This is a genomic window from Megasphaera sp. NM10, assembly GCF_000417505.1.
In the GTDB taxonomy this organism is placed as follows: Bacteria; Bacillota; Negativicutes; order Veillonellales; family Megasphaeraceae; genus Megasphaera; species Megasphaera intestinihominis.
This window is the reverse complement of the sequence record NZ_APHY01000007.1, coordinates 31,868-55,540: the sequence shown is the minus strand read 5'-3', so window position 1 is coordinate 55,540 and position 23,673 is coordinate 31,868. Positions and strand designations below refer to the sequence as shown.

Here is a 23,673-nt window from a genome sequence, read left to right as displayed (position 1 = left end):
TCAGCTCGTCGAAGATCTGCATCCAGGCATGCTTGCTCTCCGTCTCGTTGATCCAGAGGCCAAGGACATCCTTGCAGCCGTTGACGTCATAGGCAAGCATGACATAGACGGCCACCTGCTGGACGCCATACTCCGTGCGCAGCGATACGTAGATGCAGTCGACGAAAGCAAATGGATAGAACGACTGGAGCGGACGATTCCGCCATGCCTCGACCTCTTCCATGACGCAGCCTGTGATGGTGGAGATCTGTTCATGTGACATCTGGAAGCCGTAGATGTCTTCGATGGTTGCAGCGATGTCGCGTTGGCTCATGCCACGGGCATACATCGCCAGTACCTTGCCCTCGATGGACGAAACGTCGCGCTGGTGCTTCTTGATGATCTGCGGTTCAAACGTACTCTGGCGATCCCTAGGGACGCGGATAGGAACCTCGCCCAGAGAGGTCTTGAGCGTCTTGGATGAATAGCCGTTCCGGACATTGTCACCGTCTTCGGAGCGCTCATGCTTCTTATGGCCGAGATGATTTTCCATCTCACCTTTGAGCATGGACTCAAAAATGGGGCCAAAAATCTGCTTCAGGACGTCCTGTACGTCTTCCGCGCTCTTGATGTCGTAGTTGTTGAGGATTTGCTGAGCAATCTGCTCGCCTGGGGTAGTTGGTGGAGTTTTACACTTTGCCATTCTGTTACCGTCCTTATCTTTGTTTACCCCAGTATGGGGCATAAAGTAGATTCATGCAATACCGATTTACACAAACTATTTTACACTCCCGCTTCTTTCCCTATCGCATTTCCTAATGGTGTGTTTATTTGTGTTGCGAATATATGCGGCTATATAGCAGATACTACGGACAGCTGTATTATCTGGAATGACAAACAAACAACCACGAGCACGGTACAGTTTCGGCTTAACGGCTCCAATACCGGGAGCTCTCCGAAGTGCATTGCGATAGGGCATTAGACAGTGGGGATTGTTAGCTGAAGAACAATGGGTGTATCCTCCGCTCACACCGCCAACAGAATTGCTATGCGCAGTTGCAATACATGAAACAACAACAAATACTACAACTAAATTAGCAAATGAGCTCGGGACTGTTAGATTTAAAATACACAACGATTTTTCTAGTGGAAATGATGGGACAAATAAAGCACGATGCATTATTGTTTGCCGATAGCAATCCACCCATATCCGTACGGAACTGTATTTGCACCAAATGTTAATGATGTAGCAGTTGAATTAATGTGGCATAAGTAGCATGCGCTACTTGCTTTATTCGATATATCATACGGAATGGCGCATATAACAGTCATTGTGATATTTAGCTTAACATCAAAACTAGTTTTAGTTTCTTCTGTCGCACTTCCCCACTGTTGAAAGGAGATAAATGAAATGACCGAACGCGACAAATCCGTATACCTCATGCTTGGAACTGACGACGAGAAAAAACGTCCAAGTGTCGTAGCGGGTGCCGTAAATGATACAATTTACACGATGAAAGTGGTGTCCGAAAGCTACGGCGTAGTTTTCAGCGATGCCCTCATCGGCCAGTTATATAAAGAGCTGGACGAGCATCTAAACCGGATGCAAAAGCCATGATTATCAATACTTTTTAGATAAATGAGAAATACAGCATTAACCGCATCGTCGGTAGTCCGCATGAAATGAAATCGTCTATAGATGCAGATATGCTGATTTTTAGAGTATCAATAGTAACAGTGATAGAGCCGCACAGCGGACGGGTTTATGCGTCTATATGCGGCTCGTATAGTATCGCATTAGTAACAATTATTTGAGTAATTCGATGCATTTACGGAGCTGTCGCAGGTTTTTGTGCGTGTAGACGCGCTCTGTGATGTCGCCTCCAGCATGGCCGAGGATGCGGCGTTTTGCCGTCTCGTTTGCTCCGGCATTATCAAGCAGCGTTGCGACCGTGTGCCGGCAATCGTGCGTAGTATGGCCATTGGCCCGGATGAGATGCATAACCGACCGCCAGATGGTGCAGTACCGTCCATAGTTGTATGGTCGGCCGTCCCCATCACAGATGAGGGCGTCACCTGGGCTTTTCATGCGGGACTCGATGAGCGGCGCAATGCGATGATGTATTGGGATGATGCGGATGCCGGCGGCCGTCTTGCTCTTCGTGATGCGGACATAACGTTGGCGCAGATGGACGTCAGCTTTTTGCAGCTGTAGCATCTCACCGCAGCGCATCCCGGTATATAGCAAAATTAGCACGGTATCGACACCGGGGCGATCCACGGCCGCCCATAGCCGGTTGATTTTCTGCCGGCTGAAAGTATGGTGTGGCCGGACCGGCTTATTGCGGCCGATAGAGAGCAGCGGCGCGTAGTTGGTCGTAGACAGATCGATTTTGTTTGCATATTTGAGCAATAGCGATATAAGCGACCGGACCTTTTTGACGCTGCTGTAAGACAGCCCATGACTACGCATGTCGTCAATGACTCGCTGATAATCAGCATAGCGCAGCTCCTCGACGGGCATCCCGTGGAGCGTAGATAGATGCTGATACGCATTGCGATAGCTGTCCAGCGTTGATTGTGATGGCTGAGTATCCTCCGTATGCCGTGGTAGCCAGCGGTGATAGAGCTCGGCGAATGTTATTTTGTGACCTGGAAGGGAGCGATGATGATGAGCACGATGATAGTCCGCCTGGAAAACTTGAGCGTCAACCAGATTTGTAAAATATTCGACCGGCTTTTGTCGCCCCGCCTCCGTCACTACAAAGACAAACGGCCGCCGCCGCTTCCCAGGCAATTTTTTGATACATCCGTATCCGTTAGGATTACGCATTTTACCACCTCATTTTATATGATAAGGAGATAGTACCATGACAGGAACCAATGTAGATTACTACTGCGCGGCCTTTGATGCCGATGGCAAGCGCATTTACTCTGCTATCTGCGATTTTGACCCGACGAAAGACAAGAACGCGGATAAAGTGCAGGCCCTCAAAGCCAAAGCCCAGGAAGCTGTATCCGATGCCGTCACCGTTGAAATTATCACGGCCGACGATTTTGCTGAATATCTCGGCGGAAAAGTGCGTGGATCTGACGGGAAGCCCGTCGAATATATCCCGCCGGAACCCACAGAAGCTGAAAAGAAAACAGCGAAGATCAACGAAATCAAGACGAAATATAACGCTCAGCTCGACGCCATGATCACAGCCCGCGTCAAAGCGGCTATGCTGGGTGCTGATACCTCGAAAATTGACAGCCAGTATAAAAACACACTTGCCAATATGGCTGCGGAAATCAAGAACGCATAGGAGGGATGAAACATGGAATTTTGTGAATTTTGCGGAAATATCTTAAACGACGATGGCCGTTGCCCCTGGGATGACTGCCCACACAATGCCATCATGGACGTCATGGCTGCCGCTGAAGCCGCTGACAAGCAGACCACCACAACAGAGACAACCAAGCAGAACGGGGGCACGTAATTGGAATCAATCATAACTTTTTTTCGCGAGATGGTCCCTGGCGGGGCCGCTATGGGGTGGGGAGCCATAGTGTCATGTGTTGGTACGGCGTTTTCGTATCTCATCGGCTGGAATGATGTAATTGAAGCGCTGCTGGTAGCCATGGCTATCGACTACGTGACGGGAATCTTAGCAGCCTATATTAACCCTAATTTGGCATTGAATAGTCAAAAAGGCTTTAAGGGAATCTGCAAAAAAATCGTCATTCTGCTATTAGTGGCACTGGCTCACGAGCTGGACCGTGCCACGGGCCGGCCGGCTGTACAATCATTGGTGGTATGGTTCTTCTTAGGTAATGAAGGGCTGTCAATCGTGGAAAATGCAGCGAAAGCGGGATTACCCATCCCGGGGAAATTAAGAGCAACCTTAGAGCAATTAACAGATAAAAATGAAAGGACGGTACAGAAATGAAGGTATTTATCAATCCGGGCCATGATATTAAGTATGATAGTGGTGCGGTGCATTATGACACGAATGGAAATGTAGATTTGCGCGAATGCGATGTAGCAGCAAAAATCGGTACTGCTGTACAAAAATATCTTGAAGCGGCTGGCTGTGAAAGTTATTTAATGCAAAGCGACAATTTAGCACCGACGCCGGCAGGGCGTAGCGACTATGATGATCGCCAAGGTATGACTGTTACTGAAACCGCTAACGAATGGGGCGCTGATATTTTTGTCAGCATCCACTGTAACGCCGCTTCGGGCACTGCTCGCGGCACCGAGGTTGAGTGCTATAACCGGATGAGTAACGGAGGCAATTTAGCTCAGTGCATCCAATCGCAACTCATCAACAGCATTGATACTGTCGATAGAGGCGTAAAAGAAATGACAGACTTGCTGGTACTACGGTATACAGATATGCCTGCCGTCTTAGTCGAAACGGCTTTTATCGACAATGATGATGACATGTTGGTGTTAGTAGAGCATTGGGACGACATTGCCCGGGCTATTGCTAGGGGCGTAACAGATTACGAACAATCTAACAATTAAAACTATTATATTGTATTTTTATGGAGGTAAAAACTATGAGTAAATGGACAGAAGTACGTGACGGTATGCTGGCAGCACTGGATGCGAGCGATGTAGTAGAATCTGCGAAACAGCAAATTGTTGAAAGCTTGAGCGCTGAAGGGATGGCAGCACTTGAATCCGTAGCTGATAAGTTCGTGATCCAGGTACAGGCACAGGCCGCGTCTGAAACTGGCTGGAATGCGATTCGCGATAAATTTGTATTGCCTTTACTTATCAATGGGACTATTTGGGGTATTAAATTTGTGCTGAGCAAGAGCACGAGTAACGAACAGAAAACAGCATAGAGTCTAAATGAAAAAGCCAGCAACACTAGGAAAATACTAGAGTTGCTGGCATATTTTTTTTATTACAATCAATCGAAAAACGATTGACAAAACAGCGAAAAAGAGGTGATATGATGAGCACGTTAGATGATATTATGACCGCGAAAGAAGCGGCCGAACGTTGGGGACTGGCCCAGATTACTGTTAGGCAAGCCTGCACGGGATATAAAAAAGGCCCCGCCTAGATTTACAAATGCAGAAGCCAGAAAATCGGCCGGAACATGGTTTGTGACTAAAGCCGGTATGGAAAGACTTTTTGGACCGGAGCATAAATAAACTCAAAAATGACAGCTCGAAATGAGCTGCCTTTTATTTATAATATAAGAAAGCGACGCCCATTCCATTGTGAGTGGACGCCGATTTGCTGTATCACATTAGTATTACAGTCAAAAAGATATGACCCCATTTTTGACCCCGCGAGTATCACTTTAATACGATTTAATGCGACTTATTCACATTATGATGTTGTCCAGAGATTAGCCAAACCGCATAACTAAGCCATTTTTAGCAAAGGTAGTTGAGACTTAGGATCTGGCGCCTCACGGCGTGAGGGTTCAAGTCCCTCCACTCGCACCAAAAGGGACTGTCGCATGAAGCTTTGTGCTATCGCGTACAGTCCCTTTCTTTTTCAGGGTTGAAGTTTGATTCATGATAGAGGGCGAGCCTGCTGGAGAAAAATCCACAGCCCGTTCTTGCTGGACCGTGTTTCTTTGCCAACTGCGGCCGAAGGCCTTTATCCTCCATTATGCTTGTGTAAAGATTCACAATATTCCCAATTACTATTGGCAAGACCCCTTCAAGTATGATATACTACGCGTGACACATAAGGCAGGTTCTTTTAAAGCGCCGGGTTGGTACCGGAAACGGGCGGATACTGGCGCGGACCGGCCGTGTTTTTGCGTCTTTAATCGTATTGCGACTTGTATCTTGCGAAAGAGCGAGAACGGAGGAAAAACATGGAAAAACAGAATGTTGCTGGCGTCATGCCGGCACGACGCACTTTTTTGTCGATTCGTCAGTTAACGGTTGCCGGTTTCTTATCGGCGATTACGATTTTTTTAGGCCTCACGGGCTATGGTTTCATCCCGCTGGTCATCATGAACGCGACGATCCTTCACATCCCGACTATCATCGGCAGCCTGACGGCAGGCCGCAAGGTCGGCATGATCGTCGGCTTCATGTTCGGTATCTTTTCCTTTATCCGGTCCTTGCAGGCACCGAGCGCGTTGCTGTTGTTTGCTGTACAGTATAACGTCGTTGCCGACGCCTTCATCTGTATCGTACCGCGTATCCTGATCGGCGTCATCGCCTTTGAATTGTACCGTCATCTGAAAATCCGCGAAGTATGGCGCATCGCCGTCACGGCGGTCTTGACGACGGTCTGTCACACGATTCTCTTCCTCGGTTCCTTTACGGCCATCGTCGGCGTCCCTTATGCCGAAGCACAGGGCATCCCCTTCATGAACGTCATCAACATCATGCTGGGCATCACGGCCGTCAATGGCATCCCGGAAGCCATCGTATCGGGCCTGATCATCACGCCGATCGTCATGGCCTTGCACCGCGCCGGATTGAAAGTCGCGTAAGAAGCGTGTGGTCGTTTCGGTTGTCATGCACATGTGGGTGTATCCCTGCTTGAAGTTTGATGTTTGAAGCGAGGGTTTTTAAATTAAAGACCATCCGCTAGCCACTAGCCACTAGCTGCTAACTACTTAAAAGGGTCTGTCGCACGTGCGACAGGCCTTTTTTTCATTCCATGAAATTAGTTAATGCGAAAAGGGGCGCAATGTGATAGAATATGGAATGATGACTGTTTTGTATAACAGAATATGCGAAAGAAATAGAAAGGATTTGTTATGGCTTCGATTTTTTCTCCATTAACTAAAAATATAGGGATTGATTTAGGGACGTCTACGACCCAGGTCTATGTGGAGGGCCGGGGCATCGTCCTGTCTGAACCGTCGGTCATGGCGACAGATGAACGGAACAGCAAGATGATTGCTGTCGGCCGGGCGGCAGAGGACTTATTGTCCCGGGCGCCGGAAACGGTGAAGCTCCATCGGCCTCTGGTCCACGGCGTCATCGCCGATTACAGTGTAACCCGGACGATGCTGGGCTATATCCTCAGCAAGTGCGTCCGCAGCGTCCAGCGCCTGCGCATCATGATCGGCGTGCCTTCGGCGGCGTCGAATGTCGAAAAACGGGCCGTCATGGAAGCCGTCTATCAGGCCGGCGCCAAGGAAGCCTTCCTCATCGAAACGGCGGCTGCTGCGGCTCTCGGCGTGAATCTGCCCGTCTATGATCCGGTCGGCAATATGGTCGTCGACATCGGCGGCGGTACGACCAATGTAGCCATGCTGTCCCTGGGCGGCATCGTCGTATCCAAGTCGCTCCATCTGGGCAGCCTCGATTTCAATGCGGCCATCAAAGATTACCTGCGCTATCAGTACGATATCGTCACTGACGACACGACGGTGGAAGAGATGAAAGTGACCAACGGCTCAGCTGTCCTGCCCCTGGAAGACCGGGGCTATTACTTCATGGGCCGCGGCCTCGATGACGGCCTCCAGCGGGAAATGGCCATCAAATCGAGTGAGCTCTACCACGTCATCGGCAAGCCTCTCATCAAGATCCTCGACCTGGTCAAGGATGTCCTGCGGGAAACGCCGCCGGAACTGGCCGCAGACATTATGGAACATGGCATCGTCCTCACTGGCGGCGGGGCCAAGCTAAAGGGCATGGACCAGCTCTTCACCCAGGAACTGGGCGTGCCGGTCATGCTGGCTTCCGAGCCGGAACTGGCTGTCGCCAAGGGCACGGGCATTGCCGTCGCTGATCGTGATAAATTATCGGCCCTCATCGAAGGGGCACAGCGTATATATAGGAGGAGATTTTAAAATTGTTTTCGTTCGGTAAAAGAAGCGTCGTCTTCGTACTCATCTTATTCATCGTCATTGCGCTTGTCGGCTGGGCCTGGCGCCAGCGCGATTCCCTGCCGTTCATTACCAAGCCGCTGATGACGATCATGTCGCCTTTTGAATACGGTGCCAGCCGCGTCATGGATTCGCTGACCTCGAGCATCCACATCGTCGACGTCAGCTTGAAGAACCGCATTGAATGGGAATCGCTGGAAAAAGAAAATGCCGACCTCAAGAGCCGGACTGTCGACTACGATGAAGTCGTAGCCGAAAACGACCGCCTGCGGGCGCTCCTCAATTTCAAATCGACCCATAATCAGTACCAGCTTCTGGCTGGTTCGGTCATTTCCCGTGACTACGGCACGTGGACCAACACCATGATCATCGATGTCGGCAGCGGCGAAGGCGTCGAAAAAGACATGCCGGTCATCACGCCGAGTGGTGTCGTCGGCTTCATCAGCGACGTCTATCCGCATTCGTCCCGCGTCCAGCTCCTGACGGACCCGCGGACCAGCATCGGTGCCATCGTACAGCGTCCGGAATCGCGCGTTTCCTCTGTCGTCCGCGGCAACGGCAACGTGCCGACGGAACCGCAGTTCGTCAACATCGCCAAGGATGCGGATATCCTGGAAGGGGATACACTGGTCACATCGGGCTTCGGCTCCATCTATCCGAAGGGCCTGCCTATCGGCACCATCGTATCGATCCATCAGAATGAAAATGATTTCGTAAAATATGCCGTCATTCGTCCCAGCGTCGATTTCTCCAAACTGGAAGAAGTCTTCGTCATCTTGAAGTCGGCCGATACCGGGTCCTATGAAAAACCGGAAGTCACGCCGAAACTCGTACCTCAGACGAATCGCGACAAAGTAGAAGGAATTAAAGGAGCCGCGGCATTATGAAGAAACTGAACTGTGTCATGACAGCCTTCATCGTCTTTATTTTGCAGGCTGCCATCCTGCCTTTTATGTTTAACAGCGTGAGCCAGCCTAACCTCATCTTCGTCTTCGTCGTCCTCATGGCCCTCCATCACGGCCAGCGCATCGGCATCATCACGGCCCTCTTGGGCGGATTTTGTCAGGATGTCATTATCGGCAATTTCTTTGGCCTGCACCTGCTGGTCTATCTCATCGTAGCCCTCATCTGCAGCTACCTCGGCCGCGACATCGACAAGGACCAGTGGGTATTGACATTGCTCATCGTCCTCGGGGCGACCGAAGTCGGCCTGGTCCTGACCTGCGGGTTCCTCTTCCTGGCCGGCCAGTACATCAACATCGCCGCCTACTTGTTGGAATTCAGCATCCCTATGCTTGTTTATCACGGAATCCTGGCCCTGCCGGTGGATCACATCGTCTGGCATCTGCGCCGCGACGATGCCTTTTACGGGTTCCCGGGCTATCGCTGGTAAATAAAGGAGATTTAGTTACATGCTTGAAGCGTTATTGAAAAAGAAGAATCAAGATGGCCGTTTCCGCTACCTCTACTGGATCGTCATCGCGATTTTCGTCATCCTCATCAGCCGGCTGGTCTACTTGCAGCTCTTTGCCGGTGAATATTATTATACCCTGGCCGAAGGGAACCGCCTGCGGGCCATCCCCATTGCAGCCATGCGCGGTATCATGTACGACCGCAACGGCCAGATCCTCGTCGGCTCGCGGCCGAGCTTCATGGTGACCTACGTGCCGCCTAAGGACGGCATGAGCGACGAAGAACTGCAGAAACTGGCCGGCATCCTCAACATGCCGGAAGATAAGCTGCGGGAAAAGGTCCAGAAGGTCAAGAGCTCTTACGTGCCGACGGTCCTGGCCAATGACTTGACCCAGGATATCGTCACGAAAATCGAAGAACAGCGCAACGACCTGCCTGGCGTCTCCGTCGACGTCCAGCCGATCCGCTATTATCCGTACAAGATGATGGCCGCCCAGGTCTTTGGCTACGTCGGCCAGATCGATGAAGAAGACGCCAAGCGCCTGGAAGGCGTCGAAGGCGTATCCAACATCACCCAGATTGGCCGGGCCGGCCTGGAAGCCTATTACGATGACCTCCTGCGCGGCAAGGATGGCGGCCGTCAGGTCGAAGTCGACGCCGCCGGCAGTCCGGTCAAGGAAATGGAACGCAAGGACCCCGTAGCCGGTCACAATATGCACCTGACCATCGACCTCTACCTGCAGCAGGCTACGGAACGGGCCATGGACCGCCAGATCGCCAACGGCATCGGCACCCACGGCATCGCTGCCGTCGCCATCGACCCCAATACGGGCGCCGTCCTGGCCATGGCCAGCCGTCCGGCTTACGACCCGAACTGGTTTACCCGGGGCATTACGGAAAAAGAATGGTCCCTCATCAACGACAATCCCAATCACCCCATGGAAAACCGCGTCATTGCCGGCGAATATCCGCCGGGCTCTACGTTCAAGCTGATCACCGGTTCGGCAGCCCTGGAACTCAAGAAAGTCACGCCTGATGAAATGATCTTCGACAGTGGCCGCCACTGGCTGGTCGACATGCGCAACGCCGGCGGCGAAGCCCTGGGCTGGATCAATTTCGTCGAAGCCCTGGCTAAGTCCGATAACGTATACTTCTACGAAATGGGCCGCCGCGTCGGCATTGACGAACTGGCGAAATACGCCCGCATGTTCGGCATGGGCAAGAAGACGGGCATCGCCCTGCGCGGCGAAGCACCGGGCCTGGTCGCCAGTGCGGAATATAAGAAGAAGAATTTCCACGATGAATGGTACCTCGGTGATACGTTCAACTCGGCTATCGGCCAGGGGTTCCAGCTGGTTACGCCGCTCCAGGCAGCCATGATCGTCAGCGAAGTCGCTAACGGCGGCATCCAGTACCGGCCGTTCATCGTCAGCCGTATCGACAACCTCGACGGCACGCCGTATAAGATTTTTGCACCGGAACAGGTCGGCACCCTGTCCGTATCCAAATCGACGCTGGACCTGGTCCGCGAAGGGATGCGTAACGTTGCTGAAGAATCCGGTACAGCTGGTTCCCTGTTCGCCGGCTTCCCCATCCAGGTCGCTGGTAAGACAGGGACGGCGGAAAACTTCGGCGGTACGGACCATGGCTGGTTCGTCGCCTATGCGCCGTATGAACATCCGCGCATCGTCATCGCCGTCCTGACGGAACAGGGCGGTTTCGGGTCTCTGTCGTCCGGCCCGATTGTCCGTTCCATGCTGGAAGCCTACTTCCACGTCGGTGAATACGCCGAAGGCGCACCGAAGGATAAAGACAAGGACGGCAAAGAAAAGGACAACAAGGCCAATAAGAATGCGCAGGACGGGAAGGACAGCAGCCATCGCGATGGGACTGAGTCTGACCGATAAGTCCTGATGACGGCCTTATCTCATCAGAAAGGAAAGTGATTTCATGTCCCAGCTCATCGCCATCGCCTCCGGTAAGGGAGGCGTCGGCAAGACCCTGATTACGGCGGCCTTGTCTGTCCTCCTGCAGCGCCGGGGCCACCGCGTCCTGGCGGCCGACGCCGACATGGGCCTGCGCAACCTCGACCTGCTCTTCGGTCTGGACGGGTCCATCCATTACGATGCCGCCCAGGCTGCGCGGGGGAAATGCCTGCCCGGCCAGGCTTTGCTGCCGGTCGTGCCGGGACTGGATTTCCTGCCGGCCAGCCAGAAGCGGACCTGGGAGCGGATCGACATCCCGTCGTATCAATATGTCCTGGAGTCCCTGTCCGGGTCCTATGACTATACCCTCATCGACTGCCCGCCCGGCCGCGACGGCGCCTATCAGGCGGCGACGGCCCTGGCCGATGAGATCCTGTTCGTCGTCGAACCGTCGCCGTCGTCCCTGCGCGATGCGGCTAAGGTCATGCAGTACGCGGCCCGGCAGAAGCGCTTTCACTACGACGTCATCCTCAATAATTTTTACGCTGACGGCGTCATCACGCCAGACGCAGCCAAAGCCCGTTTGCAGACCGGCCACGTCGCCGGTCTCTTGCCGCATGATGATGGCATCGACCGGGCTGCCGGGGAAGGGCGGATCACCTGTATGGCTGATTCCCTGCCTTTCTGTCAGGCCCTGTCGGCGACGGCAGACTGGCTGGAAACGGGGAAGGCCATCGAGGAAACGGCTCTGACGGCCCTCTTGCCGAAACACCAGGCCCAGGCCGAAGTCTTACCGGGCCTGTCGCTGCAGCGCCGCCGTCAGGAATGCCGGAATTGGCGCCACTATCGTCGATAGGAGAGAGAAATGTTTATTAAACGAGAATGGAAAAATTTAGATAAAGTCATGCTCATCGTGAGCTTCCTCATCGTCTGCATCAGCCTGTGCATCATCGGCAGTGCGACGCATATCAATAAAGGGGCCATCAACTACGACTTCGTCGCAAAACAGGGGGCGGCTTTTGTCGTCGACTTGATGATCATCCTCTTTTTCAGCCGCTTCGATTATGCGAAGCTGAAGAAATACGCCAAGCCCCTGTACATCATCAACCTGCTCATGCTGGTCGCCGTCATGTTCGTCGGTACGTCGGCCCTGGGCGCCCAGCGCTGGATCCAGCTCGGCCCAATCACGCTGCAGCCGTCGGAATTTTCCAAGCTCATCATGATCATCTGCACGGCATCGATCCTCAGCGACCGCGTAGGCCAGCTCAACACATGGCGCCAGGTCCTGCCCATCGGCCTCTACGTCGGGATTCCCTTCCTCCTGGTCTTGAAACAGCCTGACTTGGGGACGAGTCTCGTCTTCCTGGCCATTACCTTCGGCATGCTCTTCGTCGGCCGCATCAAGATGTCCCTCTTGCGCAACGTCTTCCTGGCCGGCGTCTTCCTGGCGCCCGTAGGCTGGCATTTCCTCAAGGATTACCAGAAGTCCCGTATTACGGTCTTCCTCAATCCCAATGCCGACCCCTTTGGCGCCGGCTATCATATCATCCAGTCGAAGATCGCCATCGGTTCGGGCATGCTCTTTGGCAAAGGCCTCTTCCAGGGGACCCAGAGCCAGCTGAACTTCCTGCCGGAAAACCATACGGACTTCATCTTTTCCGTCATCGGCGAAGAACTGGGCTTCCTCGGCTGCGTCTTCCTCTTGTTCCTGTACTTCATCCTCGTCTATCGCGGCCTCATGATCGCCAAGGACTGCAAGGACAGCTTCGGCATGATGCTGGCGACAGGCGTCGTTTCCATGTGGGCTTTCCAGATCCTGGTCAACGTCGGCATGACCTGCGGCATCATGCCGGTCACGGGGATCCCTCTGCCGTTCATGAGCTACGGCGTCAGCGCCTTGACGACCAATATGATGGGCCTGGGCCTCTTACTGAGTATTTACATGCGTCAGCAGACGATGATTTTTTAACCCGCCGTGAAGGAGGAAATTAATTTGTCACATCCCGTGGAGATCGATCCGATTTTACTGAGCAAAGTCAGCAAGCCGGCCCGCTACGTCGGCGGCGAATGGAACAGCGTCGTCAAGGACCACGATGCCGTCAAACTGACCGTTGCCTATTGTTTCCCTGACGTCTACGAAGTCGCCATGAGCCATCTGGGCCTGCGCATCCTCTATGCGCTCCTCAATGAACGGCCCGATGTGGCAGCCGAACGGGTCTACGCGCCCTGGCCGGATATGGAAGAAGTCATGCGCAGCCAGGGCTATCCGCTCTTTTCCCTGGAAACGAAGACGCCTGTGCGCGACTTCGATATGGTCGGCTTTACGCTCCAGTACGAAATGAGCTTTACCAACATCCTCAACATGCTCGATTTGGCCGGCATCCCGCTCTTTGCCAAAGACCGCGGCGACGACATGCCCCTGGTGGCAGCCGGCGGTCCCTGTGCCTACAACGCCGAACCCCTGGCCGATTACATCGACGTCTTTTTCCTGGGCGAATCGGAAGAATCGACGCAGGTCCTGGCCGATACGATCATCGCCTGGAAAGAGCAGGGAAAACCGGGCGGCAAGAAGGGCCTCTTGAAGCAGCTCTCCCAGCAGCCGGGCAACTACGTGCCGTCCTTCTATGAAGCCCAGTACGATGCAAAGGGCGACTTCCAGGGCCTGACCGTCACTGAACCGGGAGCGCCGGCAGAAATCGAGAAATGCGTCGTTTCCGATGTGGAACACGTCTTCTTCCCGACGAAACCGATCGTACCCAACATCGACATCGTCCACAACCGGGCCGTCCTGGAGCTCTTCCGCGGCTGCAGCCGCGGCTGCCGCTTCTGTCAGGCCGGCATGCTCTACCGGCCGGTCCGGGAAAAATCGCCGGAACACCTGGCCGACCTGGCCAAACAGATTATCGCCAATTCGGGCTACAATGAGATTTCCCTCATGAGCCTGAGCTCGGCCGATTATTCCTGCCTGCCCGAACTGGTCGACCAGCTCTTGGACGAATTCAAGGGCCAGAAAGTCAGCGTCAGCCTGCCGTCGCTGCGGGTCGACAGCTTTTCCGTCGATATCGCCAAGAAGGTCCAGCAGGTCCGCAAGAGCGGCCTGACCTTTGCGCCCGAAGCCGGGACCCAGCGCCTGCGCGATGTCATCAACAAGGGCGTTACGGAAGAAGATTTGCTGGCAGCCTGTGAAAATGCCTTTGAAAACGGCTGGTCCACGGTCAAGCTCTATTTCATGATGGGCTTGCCGACAGAAACGGACGAAGATCTGGCCGGTATCGCCGACCTGGCCTACAAGGTCCTCAATCTCTACCGCAAAGTGACCCACAAGAACAACGGCAAGGTCACGGTCTCCGTATCGAGCTTCGTACCCAAGTCGCACACGGCCTTCCAGTGGTTCGGCCAGCTGCCGATTGAAGAAATCGAACGGAAACAGCAGTACATCAAGGGTCTCATCAACGACAAACACATTTCCTACCATTACCACGATGCCAAGACGGGCCGCCTGGAAGCGACCTTCGCCCGCGGCGACCGCCGCATGGGCAAAGTCCTCTACGAAGCCTGGAAACTGGGCTGCAAGTTCGACGGCTGGACGGAAATGTTCGATTACGATATGTGGATGAAAGCCTTCGACCTGGCCGGCATCGACCCCGATTACTATGCCGCCCGGACGCGCAGCCTCGACGAAGCCCTGCCCTGGGACCATCTCAGCAACGGCGCCGCCAAGGCCTATTTGAAGCGCGAATGGCAGAAGGCCTCTCGAGCTGAACTGACTCACGACTGCCGCCGCCTGCCCTGTACGGGCTGCGGTGTCTGCCCGAATCTGGGCGTATCCATCATCGACAGAAAGGAAGGGGACGACCATGGAAAGACTACGTTTAGCTGTTAAGAAAGATGGGGCCCTGCAATTCCTGTCGCACCTGGATTTTGCCCGGGCCGTGCGCTACGTCATCATCCGGGCCAAACTGCCTATCTGTTATTCTGAAGGCTTCAATCCGCATATGAAGCTCAGCTTCGCCTCGGCCCTGGGCGTCGGTGTCTCGGCCGATGTGGAATACCTCGACATGGAACTGGCTGAAAAGCTGCCCGTCGCCGACGTCATGGCGCGCATGAACGCCATGTCGCCCCAGGGCTTTGCCGTCCTCGATGGCAAATATGTCGATGCCAAGGCACTGAAGCTGATGGCCATTGCCAATTACGCCGTCTATACCCTGCGCGGCCCGCTGACGGAAGACCTCAGCCAGGACGGACTCAACCAGATTTTGGCGAAATTCAATGACGCAGCCAGCGTCCTCTATGAAAAGGTGTCCCACAAGGGCAAGCACCGCGTGCGTACCATCGACGTCAAGCAGCACGTCGTCGAAGCCGTCCACGGCCATGTGAAGGACGGCAATGTCTATCTGACTGTCGGCATCTATCAGACCGGCGAAGGGGCCATCAAGCCGTCCCAGGTCTGGGAAATCCTGGGCAGCCAATTCGGCCTGCCCATCCACACGGACATGATGCTGGCCCGGCGGACGGGTATTTTCGTCCGCAAGGAAAACGGTCAGAAATATTCGTTATTTGAGGGATGATCATGAAAGGTACACTCTATTGCGTCGGCGTCGGCCCGGGCGACCCGGAACTGCTGACCCTGAAGGCGCTGAAAATCATCAGGACCTGTCCCGTCCTGGCCGTGCCCCAGAGCCGGACCGGCGTCGTCACGGCCCAGGGCATCCTCTTGAAGGCCCTGGACGGCTGCGGCGTTTCCTTAGAAGATAAAATGGTCATCGCCATGGATTTCCCCATGACCCGCGACGACCAGGTCCTCCAGGGAGCCCATGAGAAAGCGGCGCGCCGCCTGCAGGACGAACTCGACCAGGGCCGCGACGTCTGCCTCATCACCTTGGGCTGCCCGACGGTCTACGCGACCAGCATCTACGTCCACCGCCTCGTCCATGAGGCCGGCTACGACACGGAAATCGTGCCCGGCGTGCCCAGTTTCTGCGCCGTCGCCGCCAAGCTCCAGCAGCCGCTGTGCGAAAAGGATGAAGCCCTCATCGTCATCCCCGGAAACAATGCACACCGCAAAGAACTGCTGGCCCTGGAAGGCAGCAAGGTCATCATGAAGCCCTCGGGACGGCTGGCACCAATCCAGGAGGAACTGCGGGACCTGCAGCTCCTCGACAAGGCGTCGATGATCGAACGCTGCGGCCTGCCGGGAGAACGGGTCTATGAAAAAGCGGCTGACGCCAAAGAAACGGGTTATTTCGCCGTCTTGTTAGTGAAATAGCCTGTCTGCGATTACCAATTTGCCCGCACAGGAGGAATGAGAAGATGAAAACAATCGTAGGCAATGTCATGCCAGAAGAAACGCGCATGGCTATCCTGGAGGATGGTCGTCTTCGTGATTTCGCTGTCGAACGCAATGACGACATGCACATTGTCAACCATATCTATAAAGGGACGATTCAGAACATCCTGCCGTCCCTGCAGGCTGCCTTTGTCAACATCGGCCGCCGCAGGAACGCCTTCATCTATATGGGCGACATGTTCCCGCGGGCGGCGTCGAAGGAAGAAATCCAGCAGATGCACCTCTCCGTGGGCCAGTCCGTCCTGGTCCAGGTCATCAAGGACGAACAGGGCATGAAGGGGCCGAAAGTCACGGCCAATATCAGCCTGGCCGGCCGCTACGCCGTCCTCATGCCGACTGTCGATTACATCGGCGTGTCCAAGAAAATCCGCGATGAAGAAGAACGCAACCGCCTGCGCCGCATCGTATCGGAAATCAAGCCCGACGGCATGGGCCTCATCATCCGGACCGTCGCCAAGGGCGTTTCCCGGGAAGAGCTCCTCAAGGACCTGCAGTATCTCCTGGGGACGTGGGACAGCATCCTCCAGCGGTATAAGCGGTCCCGCAAGCCGACCCTCTTATACCGCGAAGCCGACCTGGTCATGCGCATGATCCGCGACCATTTCACGGCCGACGTCAAACAAGTCGTCGTCGACAGCCGCGAAGCTTATGAACGCATCTGCCAGGTCTTTCCCGACCCGGCCTGGCGCAGCCGCGTCCGCCTCTACGAAGGGACGGTGTCCATCTTTGAACAGTACGCCATCGAAGAGAGCCTGACCCACCTCATGTCGCGCATCTTGCCCCTGCCGTCAGGGGGCAATCTGGTCATCGACCACACGGAAGCCCTGACGGTCATCGACGTCAACAGCAGCAAGTACACCGGTAACGGTTCGACCCTGCAGGACACGATTTTCCACGTCAACAAGGAAGCGGCCGTGGAAATCGCCCGCCAGCTGCGCCTGCGCGATATTGGCGGCATCATCATCATCGATTTCATCGACATGGCCCAGCCGACGAAACGCGACGAAATCCTCCAGATCCTGACCCGGGAAACGGCGCAGGACTGCACCAAGACCCGCGTCTTGGGCATGACGGCCCTGAACCTGGTGGAAATCACCCGCAAGAAGGCCCGCCAGAGCCTGTACCAGGTCCAGTTCAGCCCGTGTGACGTCTGCGGCGGTTCAGGCTACCTCTATTCGCCGGAAACCGTGGCCATCCAGATCATCCGCCGCCTGCGCCATATGGTCCAGGTCCGCCACATCAAAGGGGATATCCTCATCGAAGCCCATCCCGACGTCCTGGCCCTGCTCAAGGACAAGAAGCGCAAAGCCGAATGGGAACGGGAGCTGAAGCGGACTCTCTATTTTGAAGAATCACACCATCCGAACCGGGAAGTCTTTTCCATTTTGTCCTACGAGCCCTGATGGGCTGGAAAGGGGAAAGCCTATGTTCACTTCTTGTTACAAAGCTGTTTTCACGTGCCTTTTTTGCGTGACAACAGCTTTTTCTGTCTTTGCCGATTCGCCGCGCGCCGCTTATGAACAGGCCCGGCAGGAAGCCCTCTGTGCCTGGATGGCCATGGCTTCTTACGGCGACAGGCCCGGTCTGGCAGCCCGTCAGGAGCTGGTGCGCCGGGGCTGGCACATCGACAGCCAGGTCCAGAAGGATGATAAATCGGAAGCCAAGTTCCACCTGGCCCGGAAAGGGGACGATACGCTCCTGGCCGTGACCGGAACGGCCAGCCTGGCCGACATCAAGTCCGATTTGAACCTCCATTCCGTCGCCTACGGCGGCACGGCCGGGAAGACCGCTAGAAAGGACGGCGTCCGCCGCGTCCATGCCGGCTTTGACCACTACACGACGACCCTTCTGGCAGCGCCTATGGCGGCCAGACCGTAGGCCAGGTGCTGGCTGCCGATGCCCATGCACCGAAACGGCTGACCTTGACCGGTCACAGCCTGGGCGGAGCCGTCGCCGTCCTGGCGGCGGCCCGCCTGGCCGACCAGGGTGCGTCGCAGCTCCAGGTCGTGACCTTCGGCGCTCCGGCTGTCGGCAATGACGCCTTTAATGAGGCTTACGGCCGGCGCATCCGGCTGGACCGCATCGTCATGGAGGGCGATCCCGTAGAAAAGGCCGTACAGGCCGTTTCCCGCACGTATGAACAGTTCCCGGACAAGACGGTCTGGCAGGCAGCGCCGACGACGCGCCGCTTTGCCCATGATATAGCCGGATATGCCGACACCGCTCTGCGCCGTTATTACGATGCTAAGACGGCTTATGAAACCTATCTGGGCCATGCTGTGCCAGACGATGGCGGCCGGCCTTTCGGCTCACCGGTCTGGGTCCCGCCCTTGTCCCTGACCCTCGACGAGGCCCTGCAGGCCGATACGCCCTATCTGGAACGGGCTGCCGACGACCAGCTCGGCTACCGCCTGCATCCTGTCTTTGCCCGCAGGGAACAGTCCCTGGGAGAAGCCCTGCGCCAGGCCCGGCAGAACGGCTGCAGCGAGGTCCTGCTCCGCCAGTTCCAGGCGCGGCGCCTCAAGGGAAAAGAATATGACTTTGCCCTCACGTATGACGAAATATGGTACGATGCCCGGACCGGCCTGGTGCGGACGGCCGTGTCCCGCACGACCGATACGGGCAAGATGACACCCATTGAAGCCCTGCTGGCTCTGGCCGGTGCCGACTAGGCGCTTGTACTCCTGTCAGGCTTGTAATATAATGAAATAGAAATATATACAGAAATATACGGATGGTATATACGAAATATAAAATATATTACGACGGGAGATGGACGCATGGAACATCAAATGAACGGGAAGGACCAGGCCGCTTTGACGGCCTGCATCCCCCAGAGCCTGGCCGGGGGAATCTTTATTTATAAAGCCGATGAAGGGGAAACACTGCTCTATGCCAGTGACTATGTCATCGGCTTTTTTGGCTGCGCTTCTTACGAAGAACTGGCCGACTACGTCCATCACAGCTTCCGCGGCATGGTCGACCTGCGGGACCGGGAACTGGTAGAACAGAATATCCGCCAGCAGACGGCGAGCGACGTCTGCCAGACCAGTTATGCCCGCTACCGCGTCATCGCCTGTGACGGTACCGTACGCTATGCAGAACACTTCAGCCGCAAAGTCACCCTGCCCGGCGTGGGTGAGGTCTATTACGTCTTTATCGCCGATTACGACCGCAAATACCTGACCAGCGACATCGACAACATGACCGGCCTGCCCGGGAACCGGCGCTTCCTCCAGTATGTCCGGGACCTCATGGAATCCGGTCAGTTCCTGTCGGGATACTGCCTGGTCTATTTCAACGTCATCAACTTCAAGCTCGTCAATATCCGCTATGGCGTCGCCGTCGGCGATGACTGCCTGAAAGGCCTGGCCACCATGATTCGGGAAACCTTCCCGCAGGGCTTCTTGTCGCGTCGCCGCAATGACCACTTCCAGCTGCTCACGCCGGAAGGGTCTGTGCGGGAAAAGCTGGAAACACTTCATGAATCCATCTGCCAGGTCTATCGCAAGTACCAGCTGGAAATCAAGGCCGGCGTCTACCATTTTCCTGAAAATCAGGTCGTCGACCCGGCTCTGGCCGTGGATTATGCCAAAATCGCCTGCCAGCACATCCGCGATGAAGTGGGCGTCTCCGTCTTGGAATATACCCAGGACCTGCAGAAGCTGATTACGGTCAACAACTACATTGCCGGACACTGTGATGACGCTATTGAGCACGGCTGGATCCAGGTCTATTATCAGCCTGTCATCCGCACCCTGACCGGTGCCGTCTGCGGCATGGAAGCCCTGGCCCGCTGGAATGACCCCGTCGTCGGCTTCCTGTCGCCGGCCCGCTTCATTCCCATCCTGGAAAAGAACCACGACATCTATAAACTCGACTGCTACATCCTGCGCCAGACCTGCCAGGCCCTGCGCCGCCGCCTGGATCAGCAGCTTCCCGTCGTCCCGGTATCCTTCAATTTGTCGCGTCTGGACTTTTTCCTCTGCGACATCTTCCAGGTCGTCGAAGATACGGTCCGGACATATGGCCTGCCGCGGGACCTCATCCATCTGGAAATCACGGAGACCATGCTGGTCCACGATAAAGAAGTCATCAAAGAGGCCCTGGGACGCTTCCTCCAGGCTGGCTACCAAATTCTCATGGACGATTTTGGCAGCGGCTATTCGTCGCTCAACGTCCTCAAGGATTATGACTTCAATATCATCAAGCTGGATACGCATTTCCTCTCGTCGTCGACGGACAAGGCCCGTTCCATCATCGGCAATACCGTCGACATGATCAAGGAAATCGGCAGCCAGAGCCTGGCCGAAGGCGTAGAGACGCAGAAACACGTCGATTTCCTGGCCTCTGTAGGCTGCGATAAGCTCCAGGGCTATTTCTTCAGTAAGCCCATGCCCTGGAACGATTTATTTTCCTATCTGGAAGGCCAGTACCGGTCTTTCGAAGATGCGGCCAGCCGAGCTTATTACGAGAAAACCAGCGCCGCCATCCGCCGGACCCATCAGTCCCTGGCCCTGGTCGAATACGACGGCCAAGCATTCCATCACGTCTATCTCAATCAGGCCTATCGGGATCAGCTGGCCAGTTTCGGCCGCATTACGGCCCTCAGTGCCGAACTGCGCATCAACCGGCCTGGAACGCGGCTTTATGCCCATTTCCGGGACCTCATGGAAGGCCTCAAGCAGAGCGGTCATTTGGAAACGATCTTCCAGTCGGAAAAGGGCTACTACGTCCAGCTCACGGCGGAACTCGTTGCCTCCATGCCGTCGTGCTGGATGCTGACCGTGTCCCTGCACAACCTGACCCTGGACGAACACATCCAGGAGCAGGAGGCGCTGAACGTCCACATTCATGAGCTCTACCGCCTGTACGATGTCATCTACCTCATCGACTTGGACAAATCAGCCGGGATCCCCTTGTTCTCGCGCCATGCCGTAGCCGGGGAACTCATGGAGAAATGCCTCTTCATGCGCCAGTTCCTTCATCACTATGCCCGGAGCTATATCCATCCCGATGACTGCCAGCGCTTCCTGGATTTCACCGATTATACGGCGCTCAAAAGGAAATTATCCCAAGGGGACCAGTCGGATTGCTTCCGCTTCCGCCAGAAAGGAGCGGATGCAGGCTATACGTGGAAAGAGGTCACGTACATCGCCGTTCCCCGGAGCGGTCGGAAATTGGCCCTGGCCTGTGTGCGGCCGGCGCTCTGCTGCCCGGCCTGTCAGCTGCATAAAGGAGGGACCCTTTCATGATGCAAACTATACGGTCCCGCTTTTTGACCGTCATCTGCGGCGTCTCCCTGACGCTGACCCTGGTCTTCGGCAGCCTCTGCGTCTTCCTCGTCGACCGCAGCGAGACGGAAATCGCCGCCACGACCCTCACTGGCCGGGCCATCCACGCCAGTACGACACTGAATCCAATTTTCATGCAGTCCGAAGACATCGTCCACTATATCGGCCATACCATCGAGCATGAAGTCAAAAATCCCCAGGACTTGCGTAATAAAGCCAACCGCGACCGGCTGGAAGCCATGATTAGCCGGTCTTTTTATAATGCTGTATCCGGCATCGACGGCGTCCAGGGCTATTACCTCCATTACAATGAAGACCTGGCCGGCGGGCCGGACGGCTTCTGGTATACCCGCAAAGATGCGCGTCATGATTTTGTGTCCCAGCCCATTACCTCCGTCGAGGCGTACGGGGAAGCCGACGCGGGCCGGACGAACTGGTATTATCAGCCCTTGCGTGAGAAGAGGGCCTTGTGGACGACACCTTACGTCAATGACAATAATGGTGTCCGCATGATCAGCTACGTCATGCCCGTCTACGTCCAAGGCCAGTTCGTCGCCGTCGTCGGCGTCGATATCGACTTCAACATGCTCTGCGACCTCATCGGCAGCATGAAGGTCTATGACAGCGGATACGGCTTCCTCTTCAAGGACTGGCAGACTTTTTATTTCCATCCCGACGGCAGGGAGGTGGCCTACGAGTTCAAGCCGCGCTTCGATATCGTCAGCCACGGAGAGCTGCTGGAGCAGTCAGCGACGGATACCCATTTGATCCATTACTATTATCAGGGCATTCCCATGGCCATGGGCTTTGCGACCTTGAAGAATGGCATGAAACTGGGCGTGACGGCACCGGAACGGGAAATCTATGCCGGCCGCCAGCTCATGACCTTCGGGATCCTGGCTGTGACCGTCGTCATCGGCCTGTTGTCGACGCTCCTGGCTATCCGGGCGGCGAACCGTATCGTCCGGCCCCTGCATGACATCAGTGAAGCCGCCCGCCGCCTGGGCCGCGGCGAATATGACCAGCCTCTGGACAGTACAGCTCAAGATGAAATCGGGCGGCTTGCAGGCCATATGAACGATACGATGGAACGGATGCGCAAATACGTCGGCGCCATGCAGAAACAGGCCTATCAGGATGAACTGACGGCCGTCAAGAACGTCGCCGCCTACAACAGGAAGGTCTACGACCTCAACCAGAAAATCGCCGCCGGCCAGGCTGCCTTTGCCGTGGTCATGGTCGACTTGAACCAGCTCAAGGACGTCAACGACCGTTTTGGCCACGAAAAGGGGAACATCGCCTTACAGCGCCTGTGCCAGGCCGTCTGCCGCATCTATAAGCACAGCCCGGTCTACCGCATCGGCGGCGACGAATTCGTCGTCATCCTCGAAGGCGAGGACTATGCTCATCGGGACGCCTTATTCGAGAAAGTCCGTGCCTTTGAACACATCCGCGACCTGAGTGCCGCTCAGCCGTGGACGCAGCTCGCCGCTTCCGTAGGCATGGCCGTCTACGACAAGACACGCGACACGGCCTACCGGGCCGTCTTCAATCGGGCCGACACCAAGATGTACGAACAGAAGCAGCACCTGGCGCCGCGGGCCTGAGGGTGAGTGTTGGCTGGCTCGGGGCAAAGGGGAGAGGGCTGCCAGATCATCGCCTTGGCGGCGAAAAGGAAAGATGTACAAAAAGGACAAAATGTGATACTATTTGTAGGGGCTGGAACATGGTGGTTTGTGCCGTCATGTGGAGCCCTTTGTCTTCAAAAGTTGTAGTATAGCGTTTGTAGTTTGTAGAGGATGGGTTTTAATTTTTAGTCATTCACTACAAACTAAAAACTGCAAACTTAAAGTATAAAAAGAGGCTGTCTTCGTGTGGCAGCCTCCTTTCTATTTCGACTTACA

Annotated in this window: 26 protein-coding genes; 24 read left to right on the top strand and 2 right to left on the bottom strand. The window is 55.3% G+C overall.

What is annotated here, in order from left to right:
• Window positions 1-682: IS256 family transposase (locus tag NM10_RS01710; RefSeq protein WP_020309898.1), on the bottom strand; the 682-nt coding region annotated here is incomplete at its 3' end.
• A gap of 33 nt (window positions 683-715) precedes the next feature.
• On the opposite strand from NM10_RS01710, the gene NM10_RS15210 reads away from it, so the two are divergent.
• Window positions 716-961, top strand: coding sequence for a gp53-like domain-containing protein (locus NM10_RS15210; protein ID WP_442852351.1), 246 nt, complete (start codon window positions 716-718; stop codon window positions 959-961).
• Between the two features lie 429 nt (window positions 962-1,390).
• Complete coding sequence (locus NM10_RS01705; RefSeq protein WP_020309897.1) at window positions 1,391-1,597, top strand: hypothetical protein; 207 nt, start codon at window positions 1,391-1,393, stop codon at window positions 1,595-1,597.
• Window positions 1,598-1,786: 189 nt separating this feature from the next.
• On the opposite strand, the gene NM10_RS01700 is transcribed toward NM10_RS01705, so the two are convergent.
• Window positions 1,787-2,812, bottom strand: coding sequence for a tyrosine-type recombinase/integrase (locus tag NM10_RS01700; RefSeq protein WP_020309896.1), 1,026 nt, complete (start codon window positions 2,810-2,812; stop codon window positions 1,787-1,789).
• 37 nt (window positions 2,813-2,849) lie between these two features.
• On the opposite strand from NM10_RS01700, the gene NM10_RS01695 reads away from it, so the two are divergent.
• The 22 genes from NM10_RS01695 to NM10_RS01605 all read left to right on the top strand — a co-directional run bounded on the left by NM10_RS01695 (window position 2,850) and on the right by NM10_RS01605 (window position 23,376).
• Window positions 2,850-3,287, top strand: coding sequence for a hypothetical protein (locus tag NM10_RS01695; protein ID WP_020309895.1), 438 nt, complete (start codon window positions 2,850-2,852; stop codon window positions 3,285-3,287).
• Between the two features lie 12 nt (window positions 3,288-3,299).
• Window positions 3,300-3,461 carry a hypothetical protein gene (locus tag NM10_RS13950; RefSeq protein WP_192813533.1) on the top strand — a complete coding sequence of 54 codons (162 nt, stop codon included), beginning with the start codon at window positions 3,300-3,302 and terminating at the stop codon, window positions 3,459-3,461.
• Entirely contained in the window at window positions 3,462-3,911 is a 450-nt protein-coding gene (locus NM10_RS01690; protein WP_020309894.1) for a phage holin family protein, read from the top strand.
• Window positions 3,908-4,492, top strand: coding sequence for an N-acetylmuramoyl-L-alanine amidase family protein (locus NM10_RS01685; RefSeq protein ID WP_020309893.1), 585 nt, complete (start codon window positions 3,908-3,910; stop codon window positions 4,490-4,492). Before NM10_RS01690 ends, NM10_RS01685 begins: the two co-directional genes overlap by 4 nt.
• 35 nt (window positions 4,493-4,527) lie before the next feature.
• A complete protein-coding gene (locus tag NM10_RS01680) occupies window positions 4,528-4,818 on the top strand; it encodes a hypothetical protein (RefSeq protein ID WP_020309892.1) in 291 nt (96 codons plus the stop codon).
• Between the two features lie 110 nt (window positions 4,819-4,928).
• On the top strand, window positions 4,929-5,042 hold the full coding sequence (locus NM10_RS14335; protein ID WP_335340735.1) for a helix-turn-helix domain-containing protein: 114 nt from the start codon (window positions 4,929-4,931) through the stop codon (window positions 5,040-5,042).
• Entirely contained in the window at window positions 4,999-5,133 is a 135-nt protein-coding gene (locus NM10_RS14330; RefSeq protein ID WP_335340736.1) for a helix-turn-helix domain-containing protein, read from the top strand. Before NM10_RS14335 ends, NM10_RS14330 begins: the two co-directional genes overlap by 44 nt.
• A 680-nt stretch (window positions 5,134-5,813) precedes the next feature.
• A complete protein-coding gene (locus NM10_RS01675; protein WP_020309891.1) occupies window positions 5,814-6,443 on the top strand; it encodes an ECF transporter S component in 630 nt (209 codons plus the stop codon).
• Window positions 6,444-6,713: 270 nt separating this feature from the next.
• A complete protein-coding gene (locus NM10_RS01670) occupies window positions 6,714-7,754 on the top strand; it encodes a rod shape-determining protein (RefSeq protein WP_020723780.1) in 1,041 nt (346 codons plus the stop codon).
• Window positions 7,755-7,756: 2 nt separating this feature from the next.
• The gene (gene mreC, locus NM10_RS01665; RefSeq protein WP_020309889.1) at window positions 7,757-8,677 is read left to right on the top strand and encodes a rod shape-determining protein MreC; all 921 of its coding nucleotides are present in this window, start codon (window positions 7,757-7,759) and stop codon (window positions 8,675-8,677) included.
• Window positions 8,674-9,183, top strand: a complete 510-nt coding sequence (mreD, locus tag NM10_RS01660; protein ID WP_020309888.1) for a rod shape-determining protein MreD — start codon at window positions 8,674-8,676, stop codon at window positions 9,181-9,183. Before mreC ends, mreD begins: the two co-directional genes overlap by 4 nt.
• A 19-nt stretch (window positions 9,184-9,202) precedes the next feature.
• The gene (mrdA, locus tag NM10_RS01655) at window positions 9,203-11,110 is read left to right on the top strand and encodes a penicillin-binding protein 2 (RefSeq protein ID WP_020309887.1); all 1,908 of its coding nucleotides are present in this window, start codon (window positions 9,203-9,205) and stop codon (window positions 11,108-11,110) included.
• 43 nt (window positions 11,111-11,153) lie between these two features.
• Complete coding sequence (locus NM10_RS01650; protein WP_020309886.1) at window positions 11,154-11,984, top strand: AAA family ATPase; 831 nt, start codon at window positions 11,154-11,156, stop codon at window positions 11,982-11,984.
• A gap of 9 nt (window positions 11,985-11,993) precedes the next feature.
• Complete coding sequence (gene rodA, locus NM10_RS01645) at window positions 11,994-13,097, top strand: rod shape-determining protein RodA (protein ID WP_020309885.1); 1,104 nt, start codon at window positions 11,994-11,996, stop codon at window positions 13,095-13,097.
• Between the two features lie 24 nt (window positions 13,098-13,121).
• Window positions 13,122-15,011, top strand: coding sequence for a TIGR03960 family B12-binding radical SAM protein (locus NM10_RS01640; RefSeq protein WP_239639554.1), 1,890 nt, complete (start codon window positions 13,122-13,124; stop codon window positions 15,009-15,011).
• Window positions 14,986-15,696, top strand: a complete 711-nt coding sequence (locus NM10_RS01635; RefSeq protein ID WP_020309883.1) for a TIGR03936 family radical SAM-associated protein — start codon at window positions 14,986-14,988, stop codon at window positions 15,694-15,696. Before NM10_RS01640 ends, NM10_RS01635 begins: the two co-directional genes overlap by 26 nt.
• Window positions 15,697-15,698: 2 nt before the next feature.
• Window positions 15,699-16,394 carry a precorrin-2 C(20)-methyltransferase gene (cobI, locus tag NM10_RS01630; protein WP_239639553.1) on the top strand — a complete coding sequence of 232 codons (696 nt, stop codon included), beginning with the start codon at window positions 15,699-15,701 and terminating at the stop codon, window positions 16,392-16,394.
• Between the two features lie 44 nt (window positions 16,395-16,438).
• Window positions 16,439-17,878 carry an Rne/Rng family ribonuclease gene (locus NM10_RS01625; protein ID WP_020309881.1) on the top strand — a complete coding sequence of 480 codons (1,440 nt, stop codon included), beginning with the start codon at window positions 16,439-16,441 and terminating at the stop codon, window positions 17,876-17,878.
• Between the two features lie 67 nt (window positions 17,879-17,945).
• The gene (locus tag NM10_RS01620) at window positions 17,946-18,353 is read left to right on the top strand and encodes a hypothetical protein (protein ID WP_147675849.1); all 408 of its coding nucleotides are present in this window, start codon (window positions 17,946-17,948) and stop codon (window positions 18,351-18,353) included.
• Between the two features lie 5 nt (window positions 18,354-18,358).
• Window positions 18,359-19,147 (top strand): lipase family protein, encoded by a 789-nt coding sequence (locus NM10_RS01615; protein ID WP_020309879.1) that lies wholly within the window; start codon window positions 18,359-18,361, stop codon window positions 19,145-19,147.
• A gap of 108 nt (window positions 19,148-19,255) precedes the next feature.
• Complete coding sequence (locus NM10_RS01610; RefSeq protein ID WP_020309878.1) at window positions 19,256-21,730, top strand: GGDEF domain-containing phosphodiesterase; 2,475 nt, start codon at window positions 19,256-19,258, stop codon at window positions 21,728-21,730.
• Complete coding sequence (locus NM10_RS01605) at window positions 21,727-23,376, top strand: sensor domain-containing diguanylate cyclase (protein ID WP_020309877.1); 1,650 nt, start codon at window positions 21,727-21,729, stop codon at window positions 23,374-23,376. Before NM10_RS01610 ends, NM10_RS01605 begins: the two co-directional genes overlap by 4 nt.
• The last annotated feature ends 297 nt before the right edge of the window (window positions 23,377-23,673 follow it).

What these genes read in the sequence shown, in the direction of transcription:
- NM10_RS15210 (WP_442852351.1), top strand. Translation starts at nt 716, where the DNA reads ATGGGGCATAAAGTAGATTCATGCAATACCGATTTACACAAACTATTT.
- NM10_RS01705 (WP_020309897.1), top strand. Translation starts at nt 1,391, where the DNA reads ATGACCGAACGCGACAAATCCGTATACCTCATGCTTGGAACTGACGAC.
- NM10_RS01700 (WP_020309896.1), bottom strand. Translation starts at nt 2,812, where the DNA reads ATGCGTAATCCTAACGGATACGGATGTATCAAAAAATTGCCTGGGAAG.
- NM10_RS01695 (WP_020309895.1), top strand. Translation starts at nt 2,850, where the DNA reads ATGACAGGAACCAATGTAGATTACTACTGCGCGGCCTTTGATGCCGAT.
- NM10_RS13950 (WP_192813533.1), top strand. Translation starts at nt 3,300, where the DNA reads ATGGAATTTTGTGAATTTTGCGGAAATATCTTAAACGACGATGGCCGT.
- NM10_RS01685 (WP_020309893.1), top strand. Translation starts at nt 3,908, where the DNA reads ATGAAGGTATTTATCAATCCGGGCCATGATATTAAGTATGATAGTGGT.
- NM10_RS01680 (WP_020309892.1), top strand. Translation starts at nt 4,528, where the DNA reads ATGAGTAAATGGACAGAAGTACGTGACGGTATGCTGGCAGCACTGGAT.
- NM10_RS14335 (WP_335340735.1), top strand. Translation starts at nt 4,929, where the DNA reads ATGATGAGCACGTTAGATGATATTATGACCGCGAAAGAAGCGGCCGAA.
- NM10_RS01675 (WP_020309891.1), top strand. Translation starts at nt 5,814, where the DNA reads ATGGAAAAACAGAATGTTGCTGGCGTCATGCCGGCACGACGCACTTTT.
- NM10_RS01670 (WP_020723780.1), top strand. Translation starts at nt 6,714, where the DNA reads ATGGCTTCGATTTTTTCTCCATTAACTAAAAATATAGGGATTGATTTA.
- mreD (WP_020309888.1), top strand. Translation starts at nt 8,674, where the DNA reads ATGAAGAAACTGAACTGTGTCATGACAGCCTTCATCGTCTTTATTTTG.
- mrdA (WP_020309887.1), top strand. Translation starts at nt 9,203, where the DNA reads ATGCTTGAAGCGTTATTGAAAAAGAAGAATCAAGATGGCCGTTTCCGC.
- NM10_RS01650 (WP_020309886.1), top strand. Translation starts at nt 11,154, where the DNA reads ATGTCCCAGCTCATCGCCATCGCCTCCGGTAAGGGAGGCGTCGGCAAG.
- rodA (WP_020309885.1), top strand. Translation starts at nt 11,994, where the DNA reads ATGTTTATTAAACGAGAATGGAAAAATTTAGATAAAGTCATGCTCATC.
- NM10_RS01635 (WP_020309883.1), top strand. Translation starts at nt 14,986, where the DNA reads ATGGAAAGACTACGTTTAGCTGTTAAGAAAGATGGGGCCCTGCAATTC.
- cobI (WP_239639553.1), top strand. Translation starts at nt 15,699, where the DNA reads ATGAAAGGTACACTCTATTGCGTCGGCGTCGGCCCGGGCGACCCGGAA.
- NM10_RS01625 (WP_020309881.1), top strand. Translation starts at nt 16,439, where the DNA reads ATGAAAACAATCGTAGGCAATGTCATGCCAGAAGAAACGCGCATGGCT.
- NM10_RS01610 (WP_020309878.1), top strand. Translation starts at nt 19,256, where the DNA reads ATGGAACATCAAATGAACGGGAAGGACCAGGCCGCTTTGACGGCCTGC.
- NM10_RS01605 (WP_020309877.1), top strand. Translation starts at nt 21,727, where the DNA reads ATGATGCAAACTATACGGTCCCGCTTTTTGACCGTCATCTGCGGCGTC.